Below are 19,806 nucleotides of genomic sequence, written 5' to 3' on the forward strand. Positions count from 1 at the left end.
TGCTTGGTGTAACGATCCACTGACTGACGTAGCGATCTATCGCCTGACTCTTTTAAGATACAAGGGGCGGGTTCGCCTGTATCTTTGACACCCAGCAACAAATTGTCAAAACCCGCCCCCAGCCCACGACTATATTCAAAATTGTCAATAGCCACCGAAAGCGACTGCTATATGTGGATGGAAAGCGATAATAACTGAGGCTCATAAATTTAGCCAACTGTCAATCACTTTGGCAAAGAAGGTGGTGGTGGGGGAGATTGAGAAGGTCGGGGAATATAGCTCGGTTTAGGACGACAAGCTTCTATAACCGCATTTCTAAACTGTTCTACCCGTTCAGTTTTTCTATAAAACAGAATTACATTGGTTCTTGTGGTGTAAATGGCAATATAGCGCTGTTTGACAACAAAGGCTAAAACAATGAAAATAATGCCAATGAAGAACCAGAGGGTACAAATTCCTAGCCAAAACAGCCACCAAGTGCAGCCTTCTCCAATTTCAACTGCTTTGACATCTTGAATCGGAACGACAATTTCTTTAGTTTCTAATCCAAAAAATTCTTCAGATTTAGTTTGTAAGGTATCGCCGACAATTTTAATAGTCAGGTTGCCACTGGTTTGGACAGCAATCACGCCGACAAATTGGCCAGAAGTACCACTGATTTGCGTGATTGAACTGGATTTCATGTTGTTCAAAATAACCGTTGATTAAATTGAGTAGCATTGCCTTCATTTAGGCATAACAAAGGGTATAGAAGTAGGCTCGTCCTTCTTGACTTAATTTTGAGGTTTCGACATACTATTGGGACACTTAGAATTCCATTCGCCGCCTTTCCAAGGTACATCATGAAAGTAAACTTTCGAGCCATGTGAACACTCAAAATACCAGGCTATCTGACCACACCATTTGCAAGTAACTCGACAAAATACTTGACGACACCAATCTCCATGACTACGACCTCGACTGTCAATCCAACCGTAACTCTGCATATTAGACAATTCCTGATAAAGTTTATTTACCGAAACCCTTTTGAGATTTGCTTGGTGGCTGATGTTCCGGCTCTGAAGATTGTGTAGAGGTAAAATCCTCATCCTCTTTTTGACTCGCGAGCCGTCCTGCATATTTAATTTGCTCTAGACTTTCTTTAAATTGCTCATAGTCATCTATAGGCTTGCTTGGCTCAGACTCAAGTTTATAATCCTCCAAAAGCTTCTGAATGGCTTCTTTAGCAGCATTGCTTTCTTTACTGTCTTTAGCATCCTCCAAAATATATTTCATAGCGTAAAGACGATTTTTGGCTTCTCCACGTTTAGCAGAGCTAGGTTTGTCCATAATAAATTCTTTCTTACTAGCATCAATTTTCTGGGAGATTTTTTGTTCCTTTAACTCTTTCTTTGCTCGGCTCTGGCAACGGTTTATCAGCTCGAATAAATGTTTGAAATTTTGTTCAAACTCTTTGATTTCCTTGGTAGATTTTTTCTGCTTCTCTAGCTCATAGATTGTATCAATTACATTTCTGGCAAATCCAACTTCCTCAATATATAAACCTGGTTCGGATAGATCATTGAAAAGTTGCTCTATTGCCTTAAAGACTGTTTTGCATTCCAGCAATTTTGCCTGAATATCAACCTCTGTAATCAAATCAAGAATATCTTTGCTAGCTGAACATATTTTTTCTGCATATCTTTGAGCAGCCTTGACACAAATTGGTAATGGGATGATATCTTCAAGCTTAATTACTTGAATTCTTTCATCGAAAGTAAACCCTGATCGGATGTCACCAATTTGCAGGATAAATTTTTCGTTTAACAACTCATTTTCTTTTAGTCTCTGCTTCGCCTTATTACCCTCTTGGTCGCTGCCCATCAGTAAAATTACTGGTGGTAGATCAATACCTTGCCCACGAGCTAAATAAACAAGGTAAGGTATATGAGATGCGCCCTCTGTGGGAATAATAGTTATATGGTTCAGGTCAAGTGTTTCTCCATCTGACACATCGCGAGACCGCAAGTATGTTGCTGCTCCTGTAATTAGTATTTGCTCGGCAAGACCTTCAACCATTAAGTTACAGTTACCAATAAAAGTCGTTTCTCCGACGAAAGCTCCAAAAGCTGATCTGAGTGGTTCATAGTGATTTTGATCTACATCTTTAACGACCCGTGTTCCCTCATCCTCTACACCTTTGTCCACAACGCGAATCCGTTCTGGGTGGTTCTTATCGAGGAGAAAAGGAGAGTGAGTAACATAAATTACTTGAACGGGAGGTCTGCCATTTTCACCTTTTGAAAATGCCTCAAATATTTTCAGTAAATCCTGTTGTGCTTGACTCGATAAAAAAGCATCTGGTTCATCCATTAAAACAATTTCAGGATTTTTGCCATGTGACTCATAGGCGCGATACTGGATATAGTAGCTTAGAAAATGCTTGAGTCCTTCGCTTCTTTCCCGAAACGAATACTTTGTACCAGTTTTATCGAGTATAGCAAATTTTAAATCATATTCGCTGGGTGATACTACCAACTTGAAATCACTGTCTTGAACCCACCACTTAGGAAAATTAAGGCTTTCTTCTAGGGCTTTATTTATCGTTGTAATAATACCCTCATTATTTCCTACCTCTCCTCGCTTGGAGGACTTGTCTAATTCTTCCAAAAATTTTGGGTCAATCTTGGCTACTTTACAAATAAGATCGTGAGCTAGTTTAACCTCACCTTTCCGCTCATCAGCTTCTTCTTCACTCATTCCAGATTGTGTCATTACATCATGAATTGCTCTGGATAGATCTTCCTCTGCCTCTGGTCTGTCTAATTGAGGACGGGGTGTAGATGACCGAGGCTTAGCAGCAATAACATTAAGCAGTTTGTCTAGTTCTGTTCTTTGCTGACGCTCTAGAGTTGAAACGTTTGGAGGCTCGGATTTTAGGTTTTTGGCAAAATTAATAATTTTTCGTAGGGGTACTGTTTCTGGAAGTCCGACTTTTGAATCAATCCTAAAAATGTGTGGTAGATAGTCTTGAAACTTGGCTGAATTATCGGAATTAACTGGATAATCCGTAAATTTAGATTCACCATCTGGTATATATAACTTTAAATCATCTTTATTTCTGCGAAACATCAGAATCCGATCGAAGACAGTTGTAGTAGGGATGTTAGGAACAGCAGAACGAATATTTTTTTGATCTTCAGGTGTTAAATCTGACCATTCGTATCCGAAATCGGGAAATTTTAACTCACCTTGTTTTCCTGAACGAAATTGTGAATAACGACAAAAATCTCCAAGTTCAATATCTTGACCAGAAACTCCTTTTTCGATGGCTTTTAAGAGATGTGACTTGCCAGACTCATTTGCTCCAACAATTGTCGTTATTTCGCGATCGATCCGAATTTGAACATAAGGGTAGAATTTCTCATCCATATAATCCCAAGGTTGAGGCTTTGCATTTGGCTGGATCTTTCTGAGGTAATCGTAATTGAAAGATTTGTAGAACCGGATGAAGAGTTTTGTAAGACGCATTGATTTTTTCCTTTTTGTAGTCGTTCAAAGATTAACCAGGGGAAAGTCAAAAAATTATGCAGACACCCACGGGAAAGTTTGCCATCTGCCAAAGTATCTGGCCCTCAACCGCCCCGATCGCCTAATCAGTTAACTGAGATTTAGCCTAACTGCTTTTTCTGCCAACGTCAAGTATCTGAGTAAAATATCTCATTAAAAAGAGAAAAGCGCCGGGAGGGATAGGTCGCTTACCCACTTCAGCCTTGTTATACAGCGAAGCCCTACACCCTCAAACGCTCGATAATTCACGGCTTAGCCCCACAAATACGCTATATTTGATGCCAGCCCAGCAGCGGGCTAGCAGCTCGGTCATTGACGAGAGTCTAGCTATTCTGCTATCCCTGTCGTAAGATAGATCGCGGGCATTTATCTCAGTAAAATGAGAAAAGGCGGATACAATTAGAGAGCAAGGCGGAGAGGTTGTGGACACCAAGGGCGATCGCAATCCTGGGCGCATTTATACCAAAGAAACCGGGTTTTTTACGCTTATCTGTCGGCTTCGAGCGGAGGATTTTCGTAAAAAAAACAAAGGTGATGACTACCAAAGGCGATCGCCCACCCCCTCCTGTACCAGCCAAATCTTATATAAAATGACATTTTGTACTACATTAATACAATGATTCCCCAAAACTTTTTAAGAAATCTATCCACCAAACTTGGTATTTCCGACAACGAATTTGACGCACTCTCCAGAGCCATCCAAGGCGAATCGATGGATGCGATCGCACAAGAACTCGGTGTCAGCAAAGACGCGCTTCAAAAAAGACTCGGAGAAGTTTACAAAAAATTTCAGATTATGGGTCGCGGCCCAGGAAAACTGGCTAGGTTACAGCAAATCCTCATTTCACAGTATCAACAGCAAATCGCTAATTTTAGTAATGCTACAGCCAGCGATGGGACTCCTGCTAAAAATGACACGGCACAGTCTGCCGTCAGTGTTGACGCTACCCCGCCCATCCGCGAAGTTAGTTCCCCAGAGATAGCAAATGCTAAAACACACCCCCGTATCGACTGGGGTGAAGCGCCGGATGTCCCTATTTTCTACGGTCGTAGTGCTGAACTTGCCACTTTAAAGCAATGGATAGTCAACGATAGTTCCCGATTGGTAGCACTACTCGGAATCGGAGGAATTGGCAAAACCGCATTGGCTGTCACCGCACTACAACAAATTCAGGATGAGTTTGATTATTGCATTTGGCGATCGCTCAAAGAACGCCCGCCCATGCCAAATATCTTATTCGATTTAATTCAATCCTTGTCTCCCCAGTCAGTAACCGACTTACCAGAGAATACCGAAAAGAGAATCTCTTTATTGCTCAAATACCTAAGTTCCTCACGGTGTTTGTTAGTATTGGATGAACTTGATAGCATTCTTCAAAAGAGCGATCACTATCAAGAAGGATACGAAAATTATGCAGACTTATTCCAACGAATAGTAACATCAGGAAATCAAAGTTGTTTGCTAATCACCAGTTGGCATCAACCCCTAGAAATAACTTTGCTCAGGGAACAAAGTTTACCGATTAAAGTATTACAGCTAAATGGCTTAGACGAGCAAAGCGCCCAAAAAATTATCTATTCAGCCAAAAAGTTTTCTAGCAGTAACGAAAACAATTCATTTTCAGAAATGATCCAATTATACGGTGGCAATCCCTTACTTTTAAACATAGTTGCCGCTAACTTTGCTGACTTATTTTCTGGAAATTTCACCCAATTTATCCAGCAGACTACCTTAGTTATACAGCAGATTCTGCGAGATTTTTTGCAAAAAATCAGCGCCGATTTATCAGATACAGAAATTTACCTGCTCTGTTGCTTGGCCTTAAGAACTAAACCCGTCAGCACAAATGATTTGAAATCAAATCTAGCCGTTGCTGGAGAAATATCAGATGTGCAACCCGCTTTAGAATCGCTCATCAAACAAGCAATTTTAGTAAAAAGTTCTGAAGTAGTAGAAGATAGTTTTATCCTGAATCCTGAAGTAAAGAAATACATAACTCATCAATTAATTGCCAAATATCTCAATCAACTGGGTCATAAAAAGTATTTATCAGGAGAGTTCCAAACTGCCAAAGCTTACTTGACCCAAGCCATCAGATTCAATCCTGACTTAGCCGCATCTCACTATAACTTAGGAGCTACTTACGAACAGTTGCAAGATTTATTTAAGGCACGAATTCACTATCAAATCGCCACCGGATTTAACAAGCGAGGGGCTTATGCAGCTATTAGTAATTTAGCACGTTTGGAAATTATATCGGGAAATGTGGAGACAGCAATTAACCTGATATTGCAGATTTTGGATAAAGTCAAAGACGATCTGGTTCTAGCAGCTTTGCACAAAAATCTGGGATGGGCTTACTTCCTGCAAAATCGCTATCAGGAAGCGCAGTTACAGCTTGTGAAATCGATCGAGCTAAATAATCTTCACTCACCGACTTATTATATTTTGGCACAAGTGAAAGAGGCTCAAGGAAATATCCAAGAGGCATTAGTTTATTATGAGGATTTTCTGAAATGCGATCGAAGCGACAAGCAACCTCAAGGAGCGCATTGGAGACTGCCAGAATTAGATGTTTGGAAAATCACAGCACGCCAGCGCTTGAATTTTCCCCATAATTAGCAGTCTCTAAAATTAGAGATTTAGTTGGCGATCGCATCAATACCAAAGAAACCGGGTTTTTTATCGAGATTAAAGGCTATAGCCTACTCTTTTTGTAAAAAAACCCGGTTTCTGCCTCCTAAACTAAGATTTAGAGATAACTAGCGAAGGTTAGGGGGAACAATGGGATCGTCATCTTCATCCCCACTTTTTTTGCTTTGAGGCTGAAAAATCTCTCCTAGCGGGGGATGGGATAGGACTTGATAATATGCTGTCATTGCTCGTTTCTCCGTTAAGGTGAATCAAAAATTTTTAGAGAAGCGAGTTGGCCAACTGCGCTTTTTAATTAACCAGGGCGCAGTCGAAAAATTATGCAGGTTTTTGGAAAAAAAATGAAAAATCTCTGGAATCCGATTTCTGTGGGGGCTGCGGCCCCGTGCCCGCCTGGTGCCCGCGAGGATCTGCGCGGGATTTATCGCACAGGCGTGCGTCGCTGCGATCGATCTATCGATCGCAGATGAAAGGCAGATAAACACAGATAAACGCACATAATTTTAAGAAGAGCGATCGAATGAATGCAATGCAAGTCTTTTGAGTTAACGCAAGCCGGAACAGGTGAAAGCGGCCCAGTATAAGGGGTGAGAGAAGGGAAGAGATTTCTCGATCGCACCTTTGAATTGCTTCTTGGTATTTCGGAGGCGTTCTGCTACTTTTTGGTGCTGCTTGTATTCGTCGTACCAGTTGATATAAGCTTCACTTCCTTTGACTTCGCGATCGCGGCTTTCTTTAGCTGCTTTACGTGCTTTTTCGGCGGCTATAAATTTACTCTCAAGTAATGGTATTAGCTGCGGCTCGTATTCAGCCAGGGCTTGACCGCTGAGCAATCGCAACTTTTCTTGGGCTTGTTGTAGAGAGACAATGCGACTTTTTCCTTGCTGTCGGTGTTGATGGTAAAAAATAGAAAATAGTGCGGTTGCTAAATCCTCAACAGCCCAAAGGGTACTGATAACACTTCTCGCACCCGCACATAAGAATCCCGTGGAAAGAGTCAGAACATCATCTGTTATTTGAGTTAAACCAAGACCTGTCTCACAACAAGAAAGGAAAACATCCTCTAAATTGGGCAACCTCCAAGCCGGAGTCAAAAGTTGCCCTAGAGTAATTGCCCCATCAGCTAAGAAAAGCTTTGACTCTAAAGGATTATCAAAGCGAGATTGGGCATGATGACTAGAATGAAGACCGGAAACTTGCTCTACCAAGCGCCGATAGTTGCTAACAGTTGCTTGACTGCTACCCCGTAGCCGTCGTTCTTCAGGAATGCTATAGATTTGAGCGAGTTGAGAACATTCAAAACTGACGCAAGGTAGGTCGTCCGTCGCATCTTCTACCGTTCCATACCTCAGTTGGATTCCGGTTTGAGAGCGTTTTTGGCAAAATTCCAAAATTTGGCAACTTGGGGCATAGCGTATTAGAAATCTATCTCCTAGATATTGACCGTTGCCAACAGGTAGGGCGCTAAAGGGAATTGAATGCAGGTAAAGATAAGGGATTACAATCAGTTCTTCAATGCCGCTCAGGCGATCGTCAACGAGCGTTTCTATGTCAAGTCTATTTGCTAATTCTGAGAGGGTTGCTGGCAGCGATTTTTCCCAGTATCCTTTGTTTTGGACGTAAGGAATCAACCAGTTATTAAGAACCAAATTTTGCAAATTTACTTCTTTCTTTAAACAAGTATGGCAAGAAATTTGATCTTTTTTGATAACAAAAATATGAGTATTTTCCTGAGTTGTGTAGAAACTCAGGATAGCTGTTGTTTGATAATCAATTAGTTTTTGAATATCGGCTAAGTTAGGAGTTGCTACTTTAATTTCTCCAGCCAGCACCGGATCTAAGCTCCTGAGTTGTTCCCAAACTTGCTGTTTCTGAGCTTCCAACCGGGCGATAGATTCATTAGTAGCAGCCAGAACAGCACGGGAACGAGTGCTAATTTTAATCGTCGTGAATTCTTGCTGACTCTTAGATAACTGAGGATAGCGGTAGGAATCTATTTGTTGTTGCAAACTGTCATACTGCTGCAAATATGTTTGAATTTCTGGTGAAATTGATTCTGTTGAGTAAATGTCATTGCTTGCCATTAAATCTACGAGGCGTTGGGAGCGCGATCGCTCTACACATTCAATGGCTTTATCTAACTGTCGCTCGTTGACGCAAGCTTCTATTGTATTAGCGTAAACATGAAAGGCAGATTCTAAAATTTCCTGCCGCCGCTGTTCGCTAACAATCCAAGAACGGCTAGTTTCTACTGCTTCAATAGCTCGACTGTAACCTTCAATCGCTTTCGCCCACTGTTGAGTTTTAAAAGCACTATCTCCGAGGTTTCTTCCTACTCGCAAACAATCGCGGGGAAAGGCTGTAGGAGTGTAAATTTCTAAAGCTAATTTAAAATGAGCGATCGCTTTTTCTGTTTCTCCTAATTTTTCATAAGCCCTTCCCAAGTCGTTCGCAGTCATGGCCCAATTTTCTGGTAATGCTTCGCGAGTATTTACTTGTAAAGCTTTTTGATAGCGCTCGATGGCTGCTTTCAAGTTTTCATCCCGCACTCCCTTCACTCGTTCTGCATAAGCATTTCCCAAAAGTAGTTGTGCATTAGCCCAGTTATAGGGATCTGATTCTTGAGTATAGACTTGCAAAGCAGCTTGAGAATAGCCAATGGCTTGCTCTAGGTTCTCTCCTCGATCGCCCGGATTTCTGTCCCGATAAGCATTGCTCAAATTTTGTTGGATTTTCGCCCAATTTAAAGGATGTGTTTCGCGGGTGTAGACTAATAATGCTCCTTGATAGCATTGGATTCCCCGCTCTATATTAGTAGCTAGCTCGCCCAGAATTCTGTCACAATAAGCATTGCCTAAATTCATTTGCGTATCGGCCCAAGACTGAGGCGTTTCCTCGCGAGAATAAACTTGCAATGCACTTTGGTAGCAAGTAATTGCTCGATCGATATTGTCGGCTCGATCGCCCCGAATTCTGTCAAGATAAGCATTGCCCAGATTGTTTTGAGTTTGCGCCCACAGTTGGGGCAATTCTTGATGATTCCGAACTTGCAAAACAGCTTGGTAGTGTTGAATTGCTTGTTCCAAATTGTCCGCGCGATCTCCTCGAATGCGCCTTAAATAAGCACTGCCTAAATTATCTTCAGTTTCGGCCCAGTCGATCGGCAATTCTGAAACTGTTCTGATTTCTAAAGCTGCTTTGTAGCAGTGAATCGCTTGCTCTAAATTGTCAGCTTTCTCTCCCTTAATTCGTTGACTGTAAGCAACACCTAAATTGTTTTGAATACCCGCCCATAGCTGAGGTGATTCCTGTTTGGTTAAAACTTGTAAAGCTGCTTCATAGCAAGTAATAGCTAACTCTATGTTGTGAGCCTGTTTACCCTGAATTCTCCGAAAGTAAGCCGCGCCTAAATTCACTTGAGTATTTGCCCATTTATAGGGGAAAGCTTCGCGGGTATTTACTTGCAAAATAGATTGCAAGATAGCAATCGATCGTTCTATATTGTCTGCGAATTCTCCCTGGCTTCGCTCTTGATAAGTAATTGCTAAATTACCAGATACTCTCGCCCACTGTTCGGGAAATGCCTCATAAGTAAAGATTTGCAGTGCGGCTCGATCGCATTGAATTGCTTGCTCTATGTTGTCAGAGACATTGCCGTAAATTCGCTCTTTATAAGCAACACCCAGATTATTTTGTATATCCGCACACTGTACGGGAAATGCTTCGGGAGAATAAACAACCAGGGCAGCTTTATAATACTCGATACACTGCTCGATATTGTCGGCGCGAGAGCCTTCGATCCGATTTGAATAAGCATTTCCCAAATTCATTTGGATTCCCGCCCATTCTGCGGGTAAATTCATGCGAGTGTGGACTTGCAAGGTATTTTGATAAGATTGAATAGCACGCTCGATGTTAAAAGCGCGAGATCCCCGAATTCTATTTAGGTAAGCAGTGGCTAAATGATTCTGAGCAGCCGCCCAAATTAGCTGATTTTCATGATGGCTTAAAATTGGTAAGGCTGCTTCGTAACCGGCGATCGCAATTTCTAAGTTATTCGCCTGGGAACCTTGAGGGAACTTCTGAATTGCCTCGGCTACTAGAGTAAGAATTGCTGCTAATGTTAAACACTGTTGAAATTCATATTCCTTATAAAAATCATTGACTTTAAGTCGCAAATAGAGAGCAAATTCTTCATTTAATAGCTCTATATTTTCTAGCAATAAGGGGTAAAATAGCGTCTGATTTCCTTCACTTTGTGCTGCTACCAGCAGTAACTTCATCAGAAAATCGAAATAAGCTTGTTGTCGCTGTTCATCAAGTTCTTTAGCGTTCATTTCCGATATCCTATTTGCTAAATAGCCGGCTTTCTAGGAATTACCTTTAGCTCGAATTCGGTGGATTGCCTACCGAGAGCGATCGGGGCGGGTTTATGAGATTTCTTATTTGTATTGGAGACATTTGCGAACCCGCCCCTACAGGAATTATATCTATTTAACAGGACCTGGTATTAACTCCAAATCTCTGTTAATTTTTCTAGCAATTCTTCAGCTAATTCTAATAACTCGATTTCCCGATCGTCCCCTCCAATATCTTCCTCCAATTCCCGATCGCTGGCTGCATAAATTCCCTCACCTGTAAAAACGTCTTTAACAGCATAGGCTCTTTCATCTTCGGGCTCGTTGCAATAAATGCGATCTAGTTGGGCAACAATCTCTGCTAAAGGTCGAGTATTGAGTACATTTCTCACTTGCACTGCAACAGGATCGCCACCGAGCAAAAAACTATTAGCTAACTCCAGTCGCTCTAAATAATCTACGAAATCATCAAGGGTTTGAAGATTAGCGATTTGTATTTCTAAACCCTCTACTGATGGTACAAATCCTAACAGTTTTGCCGAGTTTAATTGTTCTTCAAACTGAACGGCTACATAGGCAATCCGATCTTCTGTCGCTTCTAAGGGAATGGCGATCGCACTTTCCCCGAACCACATAGGACGACACTCCAACTTACCGATTCCTGGGAGTACCAGATCGGCGACATTCCATCGAGCACAAACTATAGGCTGCCAGCTATCCCCTTGCTCTAGCTGGGGTTCATACGCTTGCCACTTCAAGTAACTGTAAACGGCATAAACAGCTAATGTATTGAGGTAAACTCGCTTAGCCGCTTCCCCCTTGGTTGATGCGGGAGCGAGTTGCAGCGTTTCAGTTGTTAATTGCCTGGCCAGACGGTGAGCTTCGCTACCGAGGGGAACTTTCAATCGGGGGGCTTCTGTGCTGTTCATTGTTCAAACCTCTTTTTGGTATCCTAGCTCTAGAGCGATCGCCTGGAGTAAAGGGCGACAGTTCCTTTCCCAATGAGATTTTAGAGTTTGGTAGTTGATGTTATGTTCTCTGGCGATCGCGCTAAACTTATCTGGTGGGTTTTTTAGCAGGACTCTGGAACTGAGTAATTGGCAGTTACAAGTTGGATAGGTTTGAGGATGGCAATTCCGCAGTTTTTCCTTTGGATCTTGCTCGACGTACTGTTCCAATTTTAGACCAACCTGCTGTTGTTGTTCTCGTTCTATTTGTTCAATATAACCGTCAAGTCCACTGCGCGTGGGAATCTCAAAACCTGTTGTTGGTAGAAGTTCCAGCAGGGAAGTTTCGGTTTTACCGTCTCCAATAGGTGCGTCCAAACTGCGCTCGCCCTTTCCTTGTAACTTTAAATCTCTAATTCGCCAGCGGAGGTAACTGTTGACCCATTGCAGTAAGCGCTTTTGAATCAAGGGTTTATTAGGATTAAAGTCTTGACATAGTTGTCGGTTTACCCATTCAAAGGTACGATTTAAAGCGTCTAAGTAGTCTGGGTGGGTCGATTTAGTTAATCCCGGTAATATTTGAATTTCAACGAGCAGCAGATTCATAGCCTTTCGCCTTTTCGGGCTTTTCAAAGGGTACTGGCATACATCTACAATCAGGCGGTACAGTTGGTCATCCATAGATACGGAAACTCAAAAGGGATAAATTCTATTATTTCTATTATTTCCTAAAACCTTCCCTCCGAAAAAAAATTAGCTCTTTTGTAGCTCAACGAGTTGGCGCACCATACATAATTAGTAAGGTGCGCAGTGCGCACCCTACATAGATTTGAGATTTGAGATTTGTCCTCCCATCTAAAATCTAAAATGTAAACTCGTTATTCCCAATTATCCATTCACAAAAACGATCACCGTAAGCTGACTTTCACTTACACCCTGCACGATTCCCAAATAATTGTTCCCCGACTTCATCGCCCAAGAAGCGACGCTTGCACCTCCATCCAACTGCAAACTCACAGATTCAAAAGTCAAATTTGCAAATCCGATACCGTCAGTCAAACCAATTTTATCCCCCATCGCCAAATCGGTAATCACATCGGCACTAATTAAAGTAGCCGCAGCAGACAAACCTCCTGCTAAGATAAACGTATCATTTCCGCCGCCGCCCGTCAGCATATCTTGCCCGCGATCGCCCGCTAACAAATCCTCGCCGTTACCGCCCATCAAGATATCATCTTCTTTGCCGCCGCGAATAGTATCGTTACAGTCAACAGTCAACAGTCAACAGTCAACAGTCAACAGTCAACAGTCATTAGTCATTTGCACTATCGATGCAAAAAATTGTGAAATCTCTTCAGTGGATCTGATGTGATAAACACTTTTGGTATTTTGGGCGCGATCGACATACTCGCGATATCTGGGAGTCAAATACTTGTGACACAACCAAAGAACGCGGTAACTATTAATTGAACTCTTCAAGATCGGACTCTTGTCAGGCCAGCCTTCTGGTAGCCTAAAGCTACCTGTAATCAGCCGTTTAGTCACCCACCAGAAATGCACGTATAGGGGCAGATCGACAAAAACCAGACTATCCGCCTCGTTGAGTCGAAGCCAGACGGTTTCCATACAACCAAAACCGTCTATAATCCATCGGTCAGTAGCCAAAATTTTCTCATGGATACGCTTATATTCTTCGTTTGGAACCTCAGCGCCCCCAGATTTATATTGAATCTTATCCAAGGGGTAAAGTGGCAAACCAGTGATTTCTGATAATCTCTTGCTGAGAGTTGATTTACCGCCTCCAGCGTTGCCAAACACCGCTACTTTTTTCATAGTTATCCCTCTTATGAATGATGCAGTTTGTAGCAATACTTGATATTATTACTATAATAATCAATCTATCAAAATAGCCCCCTTGATTATCCTCTCCAAATTCAACGTAAAGCGCTCTTGTTTTTAGATTCCCGACTTCTTGGAGGAGTCGGGAATCTGGATATGATGTTTTTTAGGCGTTGACAAAAACAGAAGATGTAAGCTGACTTTCACTTACACCCTGCACGATGCCCAGATAACTGGTACCCGACTTAATCGCCGTAGATGCGACGCTTGCACCTCCATCCAACTGCAAACTCACAGCTTCAAAAGTCAAGTTTGCAAATCCGATACCGTCAGTCAAACCAATTTTATCCCCAGCCCCAAAATCGACGATCACATCCGCCCCAATTAAAGTAGCCGAAGCAGACAAACCTCCGGCTAAAATAAACGTATCATTTCCGCCGCCGCCCGTCAGCATATCTTGCCCGCGATCGCCCGCCAACAACTCGTCGCCGTTACCGCCAATCAAGACATCATCTTCTTTTCCGCCACGGATAGTATTGTTACCGTCAGATCCAATTAGTCGATCGTTATCATTGTTGCCGCTGATAAAATCATTGCCAACACCGCCATCAATTAAATCGGATTCTTTGCCGCCGGATAAGCTGTCATTGCCTCCTGCGCCATTAATTGTATCCGCACCTTGCATTCCATTAATGCTATCAACACCTTCTCCCCCGGTGATATTATCTTTGCCGGAAAGGGCAAAAATTGGCAATCCCGCAGCATTTGCTGGTATTTGAGTATCGGCACTATCTGATAGGAAATAATTGCCGCCACTGGCTGTATTTTTGGGTGCTTGTGTCGGGCTGCCGTCCCCTGTAGCATTGGGTATTGGCGAAGTAATAGATATAGTGTTGGGTGTGGGAGTAGGTGTGGGAGTAGGTGTGGGAGTAGGTGCGGGATTGACACTACCGTCAAGAGAAGTCGCAAAAACTTGCGTCCAATAGTGATTCCAATTTTCTGTGCCAGTATCATCGGCTAAGAAATAGTAACCGATGCCAATTTCTTTGAGATTCGGGTTAAGAATGTTAGCCCGGTGGCCGCTGCTGTTCATCCACGATGATACAACTTGTTCGGGTGTAGAAGAACCCGCAGCAATGTTTTCTGCGGCCGCTGAGAATTGATAGCCCGTTGCAGAAATCCGACTTCCTAATGACGAACCATCTTTTCCGGTATGGGAAAAGAAGTCTTGCAGTGCCATGTTTTGGCTGTGATTTCCCGCCGCATTTAGTAACTGAGTATTTAAGGTTAGCGGGGACAAACCTAATTTGCTGCGTTCGATGTTGGTAAGTTCTAAAACTCTGTTAATAAAGTTTTGATTGGTGGTTGAAGTTGGTGCAACTTGAGAGACCGATCGCTCTCCTATTAAAATGTCAGAGGACTGATAACCGGAATTTTGTAGTTGTTCAAGCATGGGGACGTTCAAGAGTTTTAAGAGTTTTTTTTGCTGGTAGATGACTTACCCTCTTAACGATAGTTTCCCCGATCGCTAGCTGGCCCGGCACAATTGAATAATTGTGTTAATCCCTGCCGCTGCTGTATTTATTTTGATTATAGCTGTTCTCAAAGTGGGGATGTCAAGAGGCTGGCTCTGATTGGAAAAGGGAAGAGTACGCTCGATTTGAAGGAGAGTTTCACAAGAATTTGCGATCGCCCGTGGCATCAATACAATTTTAGATTTGAGATTTTAGATTTGAGATTTTTCCTGATTAGTATGGTTTACGCGGCGCACCCAGCCCGCTGGCTTGCTGGCTAGAAACCCGGTTTCTACGATTTTTGCAGAGAGGAACGACAAATATAGGAAGAAACCGGGTTTCTGAATTCTGTGTGCGATCGCAAACTAAGTTTTTAGTAGAATCCTCACAAAAAATTCTAAATTAATTCACAATTCACAACCGCGCAGGGTTGTTCCGGATCGCAAAAGCAATCTCAAGATTTCAAACTATTTTCTTGTCCGACTTTAGCCTCCTGAGCAACTTGATCAACCTCATCTTTGGCGAGAATTTCCAAAGCTGTCTGTGCTTCTGCACCGCCCAACCGCCCCAAAGCTTGGGCGACTCTGTAACGGATTTGCCAATCTGCATTGGAAGCGTAGGGAAGCAGCAGCGGCAGCGCCCGTTTATCTCCCAATTCACCTAATGCACTAATGGCAATGGTTTGGATTAATTCGTTTTCAGAAGTCAGGGCATTTTCTAACATCGGAAAGGCTTTGGGATCTCCCATCTCTCCCAAAGCCGCGACGATGCTTAGTTGCACCAGCCATTCAGAGGTACTGCTATAAACTTGCTGCAAATCTTCTAAAGCATCGGTTAATTTCAATGCGCCCAAAGCATCGGCTGCTGCTGCTTGCACGTCGGGTTCGGGGTCGTTGTTCAGGCTGTTTCGCAGTACCTCTAAAGCGTTCGGTAGATTCTGCGTGCCGAGGGTTGATAATTGGCTGACTGCTGCGTAGCGAACCCGGACGTTATTATCGCCGATCGCAATTTGAATTAGTTTATAGGCGATCGCGGGTTCTAGTTGCCGCAGTTGGTTGACTGCTCGCAGTCTTTCGCCAAAATCCTCGGAATTCAGCAATTGTTCGACAGACTCAGGGGTAATGCTCATCGGATTTTAGATTTTAGATTTTAGATTTTAGATTTGGTAATTGGTAATTGCCAAAAGCAAGCGAGATTTAAGGAGTGATCGACTCATTTTCTGATACACTCCTGGAACTGCAACAGTTAATTTAAGATTCGGCAGCCATCGAGCGAATAATATCTCCCCTAGTGAGGATGCCGATTACTTTGCCAGCCGAATCGACCACCGGCAATCGGTGGATACTGCGATCGTGCATCAGTTTGGCAGCTTCTTGGACAGATTTGTCGGGCCCGATGGTAACTGGCTCTGTACTCATGGCTTCTCCTACTGTTTGTCCTAAAGCCTTGTGGAGTTCTCGCTCGTAACGAGAGGGATTTTCCAAATAAATTACGCTGTCGAGCACCATTATGTAAGCGGGGGGAGTTACGCCGGTTTCCCGCCACATCAAGTCGGTTTCGGAGATGACTCCTACCAACAAGTCATTCTCATCTACGACGGGAAGACCGCTAATGCGTCGTTCGGCTAAAATTTTAATCGCTTCGTTCAAGGGCATTTCGGGTCGCGCCAAAATCGGGTCGCGGCTCATTACATCGGCTACTGTTTTTGGCATGATTAGGGGTTGATTGAGTTGTTGCTCTAAATCGATCATATAGGGAAAGGGCGGCACAGACTGAAGAAAGGCAGCTCTGCTGAAGGGATTCGTTAGAAAGTAGAAGGAAGGAAAAAGCTTGAATGCCAGAATTTTGCTGTTTTTTTCGATCGCACTATAAAATTCTGCCCTTTGCCGGACTCCGGCGAGCGATGGGTCTGACCAAAATTAATGGGATTCAAGCCCCGTCCTTCTAGGACGGCTTTTTCTTGGTTTTCAAATTCCTAATTAACTCTCTAAGAACATCAGACTTAGTTCTGCCAACCGCCACACAATATTTTTCAAGTATCTCTAATTCAAAGTCTTCGAGCCTAAAATCTAATCGTTTTTTCATGAGTTTGTACGGATATATGGTGTACAATACTAGCATGAAATCACGCTACCAGTACCGAATTTATCCATCCGAGCAACAACGCAAAGACCTGGCAAGGCTCTTTGGTTGTGTGAGAGTCGTATGGAACGACGCTCTGGCACTGTGTAAGAAATCGGAGAAACTACCTAGCAATGGAGATTTGCAAAAAATATGCATTACTCAAGCCAAAAAGACCCAAGAGCGTGAGTGGTTGAGCGAGGTTTCTAATATCCCATTACAGCAATCTATTGCTGATTTAGGTGTAGCTTGGAACAACTTTTTCGCATCTATTAAGGGAAAAAGAAAAGGCAAAAAGGTTAATCCCCCTAAATTTAAGCAGCGGACAAACAGACAGTCAGCCCGTTTCCGAAAAGGGGGATTTAGCATCAAAGCTGCCAAGGTTTTCTTAGCCAAAATTGGGTGTATTAAGACTAAATGGTCGCGACCTCTGCCGTCTGAACCAAGTTCAGTCACCGTTATTAAAGACACCGCAGGGCGCTACTTCCTTAGTTTTGTTGTTGAGGTGCAGCCCGAAACCAAGCTAGCTTCTAACCCAGCAGTGGGTATTGATTTGGGCATAAAAATTTTTGCGGCGCTCAGCACGGGAGAGCGAGTGGCAAGCCCCAGCTACTCAAAGTTAGACCGTAAAATTCGACGCTCTCAACGCAAGTTATCACGACGCTCTAAAACATCAAAGCGGCGTGAACGGATGCGATTGAAGGTGGCGAAACTCAAAGCAAAACTGCGAGATATCCGCAAGGACTTTCTGCATAAACTATCGACTAAGGTGATAAACGAGAACCAAGTTATCGCCCTAGAAGATTTAAACGTCTCCGGACTCCTGAAGAACCGCAAATTATCCAGAGCAATCAGCTCCGCTGGATGGCGGGAATTCAGAACAATGTGTGAGTCTAAGTCGGAGAAAGTTGGACGTGAGGCAAGTTGTCATCAGCAGATGGGAACCAACCAGCCAAGTTTGTTCGGATTGTGGTTACCGCTGGGGCAAGTTAGACCTTTCGGTGAGAGAAATTGTCTGTATGAATTGCGGCACTCTTCACGACAGAGACGACAACGCCTCAAAAAATATAGAACAAGTCGGGGTAGGGCATATCCACGACTCAAAATGGGCAGGGAGGGAGTGTAAGACCTCAATTGAGGCAGTTCCCGATGAACTGTCAACCCGTCTAAAGTACGAACAGTTAACTCTGTTCGACTGGTAGGGAATCACCGCGCCTTCAGGCCGGTGAGGATGTCAAAAGATTGTTAAGATATATTAAAGAGCGGATAAATCCTTACCAATGCCAGAATCTCCAGCCACAGAACCAGACTCCCAACCAGAAGCGCGCTGTGTATTGGTTTGCCAGTATCAATCTTGCCTGAAAAATGGTTCAGCAGCAGTGCTAGCTGCTTTTGAAGCTCAACAAGTTGCAGGGGTGAAAGTGGAGGCCTGTAGTTGTCAGGGACAGTGCACCACTGGCCCGACTGTGCGAGTTACCCCAGACGAAATTTGGTATTGTCGAGTTAAACCGAGTGATGTACCGTTGATTGTGGAAGAGCACCTCAAAGGGGGAAAACCTGTAGAGGCGCTGTTCAATCCGAGAATTCATGCGCGTTATTATTATTAATATTGACTTGATTCGGGAGAAATTTTAATACCAAATCCAAATTCTGTACCCCTCCAAATTATTCTGGTAATAAGCTGCTAGGCAGCTAAACCCGACAAAGTGAATCAGAGAAAATTTGGCTCCAGCTAATTAGGTTAGAATGACAGTAACTTCTACAACTTATGCAATTTGTTGCTACACATAGCACGCGATATCTTGAGAGACACGACTTGACATCATTGGTGTCCACTTAAGTCGAAGACTGCCTGGGACTGTTCTATTCTTTCACTTAACGGAGGTGTGAACATACTTTTTGACCGCTACTCTGAGGTAAAAACCCTCTGACTGTCAGGCAGAGAGAGGGTCGCAACTATCTACGCCTTAAAAGAGGTCGTGTTTGCCTTTATTCGCATCTAGCTCAATTCGTGCTGGACAATAGGCTGCTGGAACGTTGCAATAGCGACATTCCCAGTGACTCGGCGCTTGAGGTGGAGGAGTTGATCCACTAATTATGGCAACAGTTTGGAGGAAGAAATCCTTGAATTTAGTGTCAACATCTAATGGAGGAATTTCTACTATTTCATCGGGATACACGAGCCGCCCCGCAGGAGTCTGACCTTGGCAGAGAAGTTTGCCTTTTGGCGAGAGAGGAAACAGCAGCATATAAATCAGCACTTGATACTTGTGTGCAATTTTCTGCTTGCCGGATTTACAATCTTCTATGATGATCTGACCAAAATCATTCACTACAATGTCCGGCTTGCCACCGATGTCGCAAGTCTTGCCGTTAATTGTGAAGGAATTGTCATCCTCAACATAGACAGCAGACCCTTGGGCTTGATGTTGCATTTTCTGTTGGATTACCATCTTGTCATGGGCAGAGGAGTCAAAATCACTGGGTAGTTTGGGGAACTGGTAGTTAGCCAACGACCATGCTGTGAACTGGCACTGCTTTTCTTGAGCCATTAAGCCAGAAAGCCAAGTCACCCAGATATAGGGTTTTGAACGTTTTTTAGCAGCGGGTTGAGTCGTTCTGGTTTCCTTGGGGAGTTTGGTAGATGTTGATTTGCGAGTCGTCTTAGGTTTTTGATTGGAAGAAATTGAGAAAGCTTGTCCTGATTCTTCGGGAAAAAGGGAAAGTTGTATGTTCATATTTTTTTATGTGAAATCTACTTTTTTGGTAGATGATTGACTGCTGAATCTAGATTAATCAAGAAAACCTGTCAATTAAATAAGTTT

The 19,806-nt window shown here is 43.1% G+C and carries 15 protein-coding genes and 1 pseudogene; 5 read left to right on the forward strand and 11 right to left on the reverse strand.

Annotated elements, in window-relative coordinates; all coding sequences use genetic code 11:
* Positions 1 to 224: 224 nt before the first annotated feature.
* Entirely contained in the window at positions 225 to 683 is a 459-nt protein-coding gene (locus tag QUA00_RS27015) for a hypothetical protein (RefSeq protein WP_333411787.1), read from the reverse strand.
* 325 nt (positions 684 to 1,008) lie between these two features.
* Positions 1,009 to 3,510: an AAA family ATPase gene (locus QUA00_RS27020; RefSeq protein WP_333411788.1), complete on the reverse strand. Its 2,502-nt coding sequence runs from the start codon at positions 3,508 to 3,510 to the stop codon at positions 1,009 to 1,011.
* 655 nt (positions 3,511 to 4,165) lie between these two features.
* Between QUA00_RS27020 and QUA00_RS27025 the strand changes: the two genes are divergently transcribed.
* Together QUA00_RS27025 and QUA00_RS27030 are read left to right on the forward strand one after the other, a co-directional pair.
* Positions 4,166 to 6,172 (forward strand): NB-ARC domain-containing protein, encoded by a 2,007-nt coding sequence (locus QUA00_RS27025; RefSeq protein ID WP_333411789.1) that lies wholly within the window; start codon positions 4,166 to 4,168, stop codon positions 6,170 to 6,172.
* 371 nt (positions 6,173 to 6,543) lie between these two features.
* Positions 6,544 to 6,672, forward strand: a complete 129-nt coding sequence (locus QUA00_RS27030) for a hypothetical protein (protein ID WP_333411790.1) — start codon at positions 6,544 to 6,546, stop codon at positions 6,670 to 6,672.
* A 75-nt stretch (positions 6,673 to 6,747) separates the two neighbouring features.
* Here the strand turns inward: QUA00_RS27030 and QUA00_RS27035 are convergent, their stop codons facing one another.
* The 8 genes from QUA00_RS27035 to QUA00_RS27070 form a co-directional block, all read right to left on the reverse strand.
* Positions 6,748 to 10,539 carry a CHAT domain-containing tetratricopeptide repeat protein gene (locus QUA00_RS27035; protein WP_333411791.1) on the reverse strand — a complete coding sequence of 1,264 codons (3,792 nt, stop codon included), beginning with the start codon at positions 10,537 to 10,539 and terminating at the stop codon, positions 6,748 to 6,750.
* 173 nt (positions 10,540 to 10,712) lie between these two features.
* Positions 10,713 to 11,489 (reverse strand): DUF1822 family protein, encoded by a 777-nt coding sequence (locus tag QUA00_RS27040; protein ID WP_333411792.1) that lies wholly within the window; start codon positions 11,487 to 11,489, stop codon positions 10,713 to 10,715.
* 3 nt (positions 11,490 to 11,492) lie between these two features.
* Positions 11,493 to 12,113, reverse strand: a complete 621-nt coding sequence (locus QUA00_RS27045) for a hypothetical protein (protein ID WP_333411793.1) — start codon at positions 12,111 to 12,113, stop codon at positions 11,493 to 11,495.
* 282 nt (positions 12,114 to 12,395) lie between these two features.
* Positions 12,396 to 12,785, reverse strand: a complete 390-nt coding sequence (locus QUA00_RS27050; RefSeq protein ID WP_333411794.1) for a hypothetical protein — start codon at positions 12,783 to 12,785, stop codon at positions 12,396 to 12,398.
* A gap of 24 nt (positions 12,786 to 12,809) precedes the next feature.
* A complete protein-coding gene (locus QUA00_RS27055; protein ID WP_333411795.1) occupies positions 12,810 to 13,340 on the reverse strand; it encodes an adenylate kinase in 531 nt (176 codons plus the stop codon).
* A 172-nt stretch (positions 13,341 to 13,512) separates the two neighbouring features.
* Entirely contained in the window at positions 13,513 to 14,799 is a 1,287-nt protein-coding gene (locus QUA00_RS27060) for a CAP domain-containing protein (RefSeq protein WP_333143598.1), read from the reverse strand.
* Between the two features lie 515 nt (positions 14,800 to 15,314).
* A complete protein-coding gene (gene nblB / locus QUA00_RS27065) occupies positions 15,315 to 15,989 on the reverse strand; it encodes a phycobilisome degradation protein NblB (RefSeq protein ID WP_333308450.1) in 675 nt (224 codons plus the stop codon).
* A 121-nt stretch (positions 15,990 to 16,110) separates the two neighbouring features.
* Positions 16,111 to 16,572: a CBS domain-containing protein gene (locus QUA00_RS27070; RefSeq protein WP_333411796.1), complete on the reverse strand. Its 462-nt coding sequence runs from the start codon at positions 16,570 to 16,572 to the stop codon at positions 16,111 to 16,113.
* Positions 16,573 to 16,979: 407 nt separating this feature from the next.
* On the opposite strand from QUA00_RS27070, the pseudogene QUA00_RS27075 reads away from it, so the two are divergent.
* The 3 genes and pseudogenes from QUA00_RS27075 to QUA00_RS27085 all read left to right on the forward strand — a co-directional run.
* Positions 16,980 to 17,840: pseudogene (locus tag QUA00_RS27075) on the forward strand (RNA-guided endonuclease InsQ/TnpB family protein); the annotation flags it as partial.
* Positions 17,841 to 17,895: 55 nt separating this feature from the next.
* Complete coding sequence (locus QUA00_RS27080) at positions 17,896 to 18,183, forward strand: zinc ribbon domain-containing protein (RefSeq protein ID WP_333300731.1); 288 nt, start codon at positions 17,896 to 17,898, stop codon at positions 18,181 to 18,183.
* A 78-nt stretch (positions 18,184 to 18,261) separates the two neighbouring features.
* Entirely contained in the window at positions 18,262 to 18,588 is a 327-nt protein-coding gene (locus QUA00_RS27085; RefSeq protein ID WP_333143594.1) for a (2Fe-2S) ferredoxin domain-containing protein, read from the forward strand.
* Between the two features lie 360 nt (positions 18,589 to 18,948).
* Here QUA00_RS27085 and QUA00_RS27090 read toward each other — a convergent pair whose 3' ends face one another.
* On the reverse strand, positions 18,949 to 19,719 hold the full coding sequence (locus QUA00_RS27090; protein ID WP_333143593.1) for a PD-(D/E)XK nuclease family protein: 771 nt from the start codon (positions 19,717 to 19,719) through the stop codon (positions 18,949 to 18,951).
* Positions 19,720 to 19,806 lie beyond the last annotated feature (87 nt).

This window comes from Microcoleus sp. T2B6 (assembly GCF_036700475.1).
In the GTDB taxonomy this organism is placed as follows: domain Bacteria; phylum Cyanobacteriota; class Cyanobacteriia; order Cyanobacteriales; family Microcoleaceae; genus Microcoleus.

Excerpts from the sequence above, each read along its gene's own strand:
- QUA00_RS27040 (WP_333411792.1), bottom strand. The coding sequence starts at position 11,489 with ATGAACAGCACAGAAGCCCCCCGATTGAAAGTTCCCCTCGGTAGCGAA.
- QUA00_RS27020 (WP_333411788.1), bottom strand. The coding sequence starts at position 3,510 with ATGCGTCTTACAAAACTCTTCATCCGGTTCTACAAATCTTTCAATTAC.
- QUA00_RS27055 (WP_333411795.1), bottom strand. The coding sequence starts at position 13,340 with ATGAAAAAAGTAGCGGTGTTTGGCAACGCTGGAGGCGGTAAATCAACT.
- QUA00_RS27045 (WP_333411793.1), bottom strand. The coding sequence starts at position 12,113 with ATGAATCTGCTGCTCGTTGAAATTCAAATATTACCGGGATTAACTAAA.
- QUA00_RS27025 (WP_333411789.1), top strand. The coding sequence starts at position 4,166 with ATGATTCCCCAAAACTTTTTAAGAAATCTATCCACCAAACTTGGTATT.
- QUA00_RS27060 (WP_333143598.1), bottom strand. The coding sequence starts at position 14,799 with ATGCTTGAACAACTACAAAATTCCGGTTATCAGTCCTCTGACATTTTA.
- QUA00_RS27070 (WP_333411796.1), bottom strand. The coding sequence starts at position 16,572 with ATGCCAAAAACAGTAGCCGATGTAATGAGCCGCGACCCGATTTTGGCG.
- QUA00_RS27090 (WP_333143593.1), bottom strand. The coding sequence starts at position 19,719 with ATGAACATACAACTTTCCCTTTTTCCCGAAGAATCAGGACAAGCTTTC.
- QUA00_RS27035 (WP_333411791.1), bottom strand. The coding sequence starts at position 10,539 with ATGAACGCTAAAGAACTTGATGAACAGCGACAACAAGCTTATTTCGAT.
- QUA00_RS27015 (WP_333411787.1), bottom strand. The coding sequence starts at position 683 with ATGAAATCCAGTTCAATCACGCAAATCAGTGGTACTTCTGGCCAATTT.
- nblB (WP_333308450.1), bottom strand. The coding sequence starts at position 15,989 with ATGAGCATTACCCCTGAGTCTGTCGAACAATTGCTGAATTCCGAGGAT.
- QUA00_RS27030 (WP_333411790.1), top strand. The coding sequence starts at position 6,544 with ATGAAAAATCTCTGGAATCCGATTTCTGTGGGGGCTGCGGCCCCGTGC.
- QUA00_RS27085 (WP_333143594.1), top strand. The coding sequence starts at position 18,262 with ATGCCAGAATCTCCAGCCACAGAACCAGACTCCCAACCAGAAGCGCGC.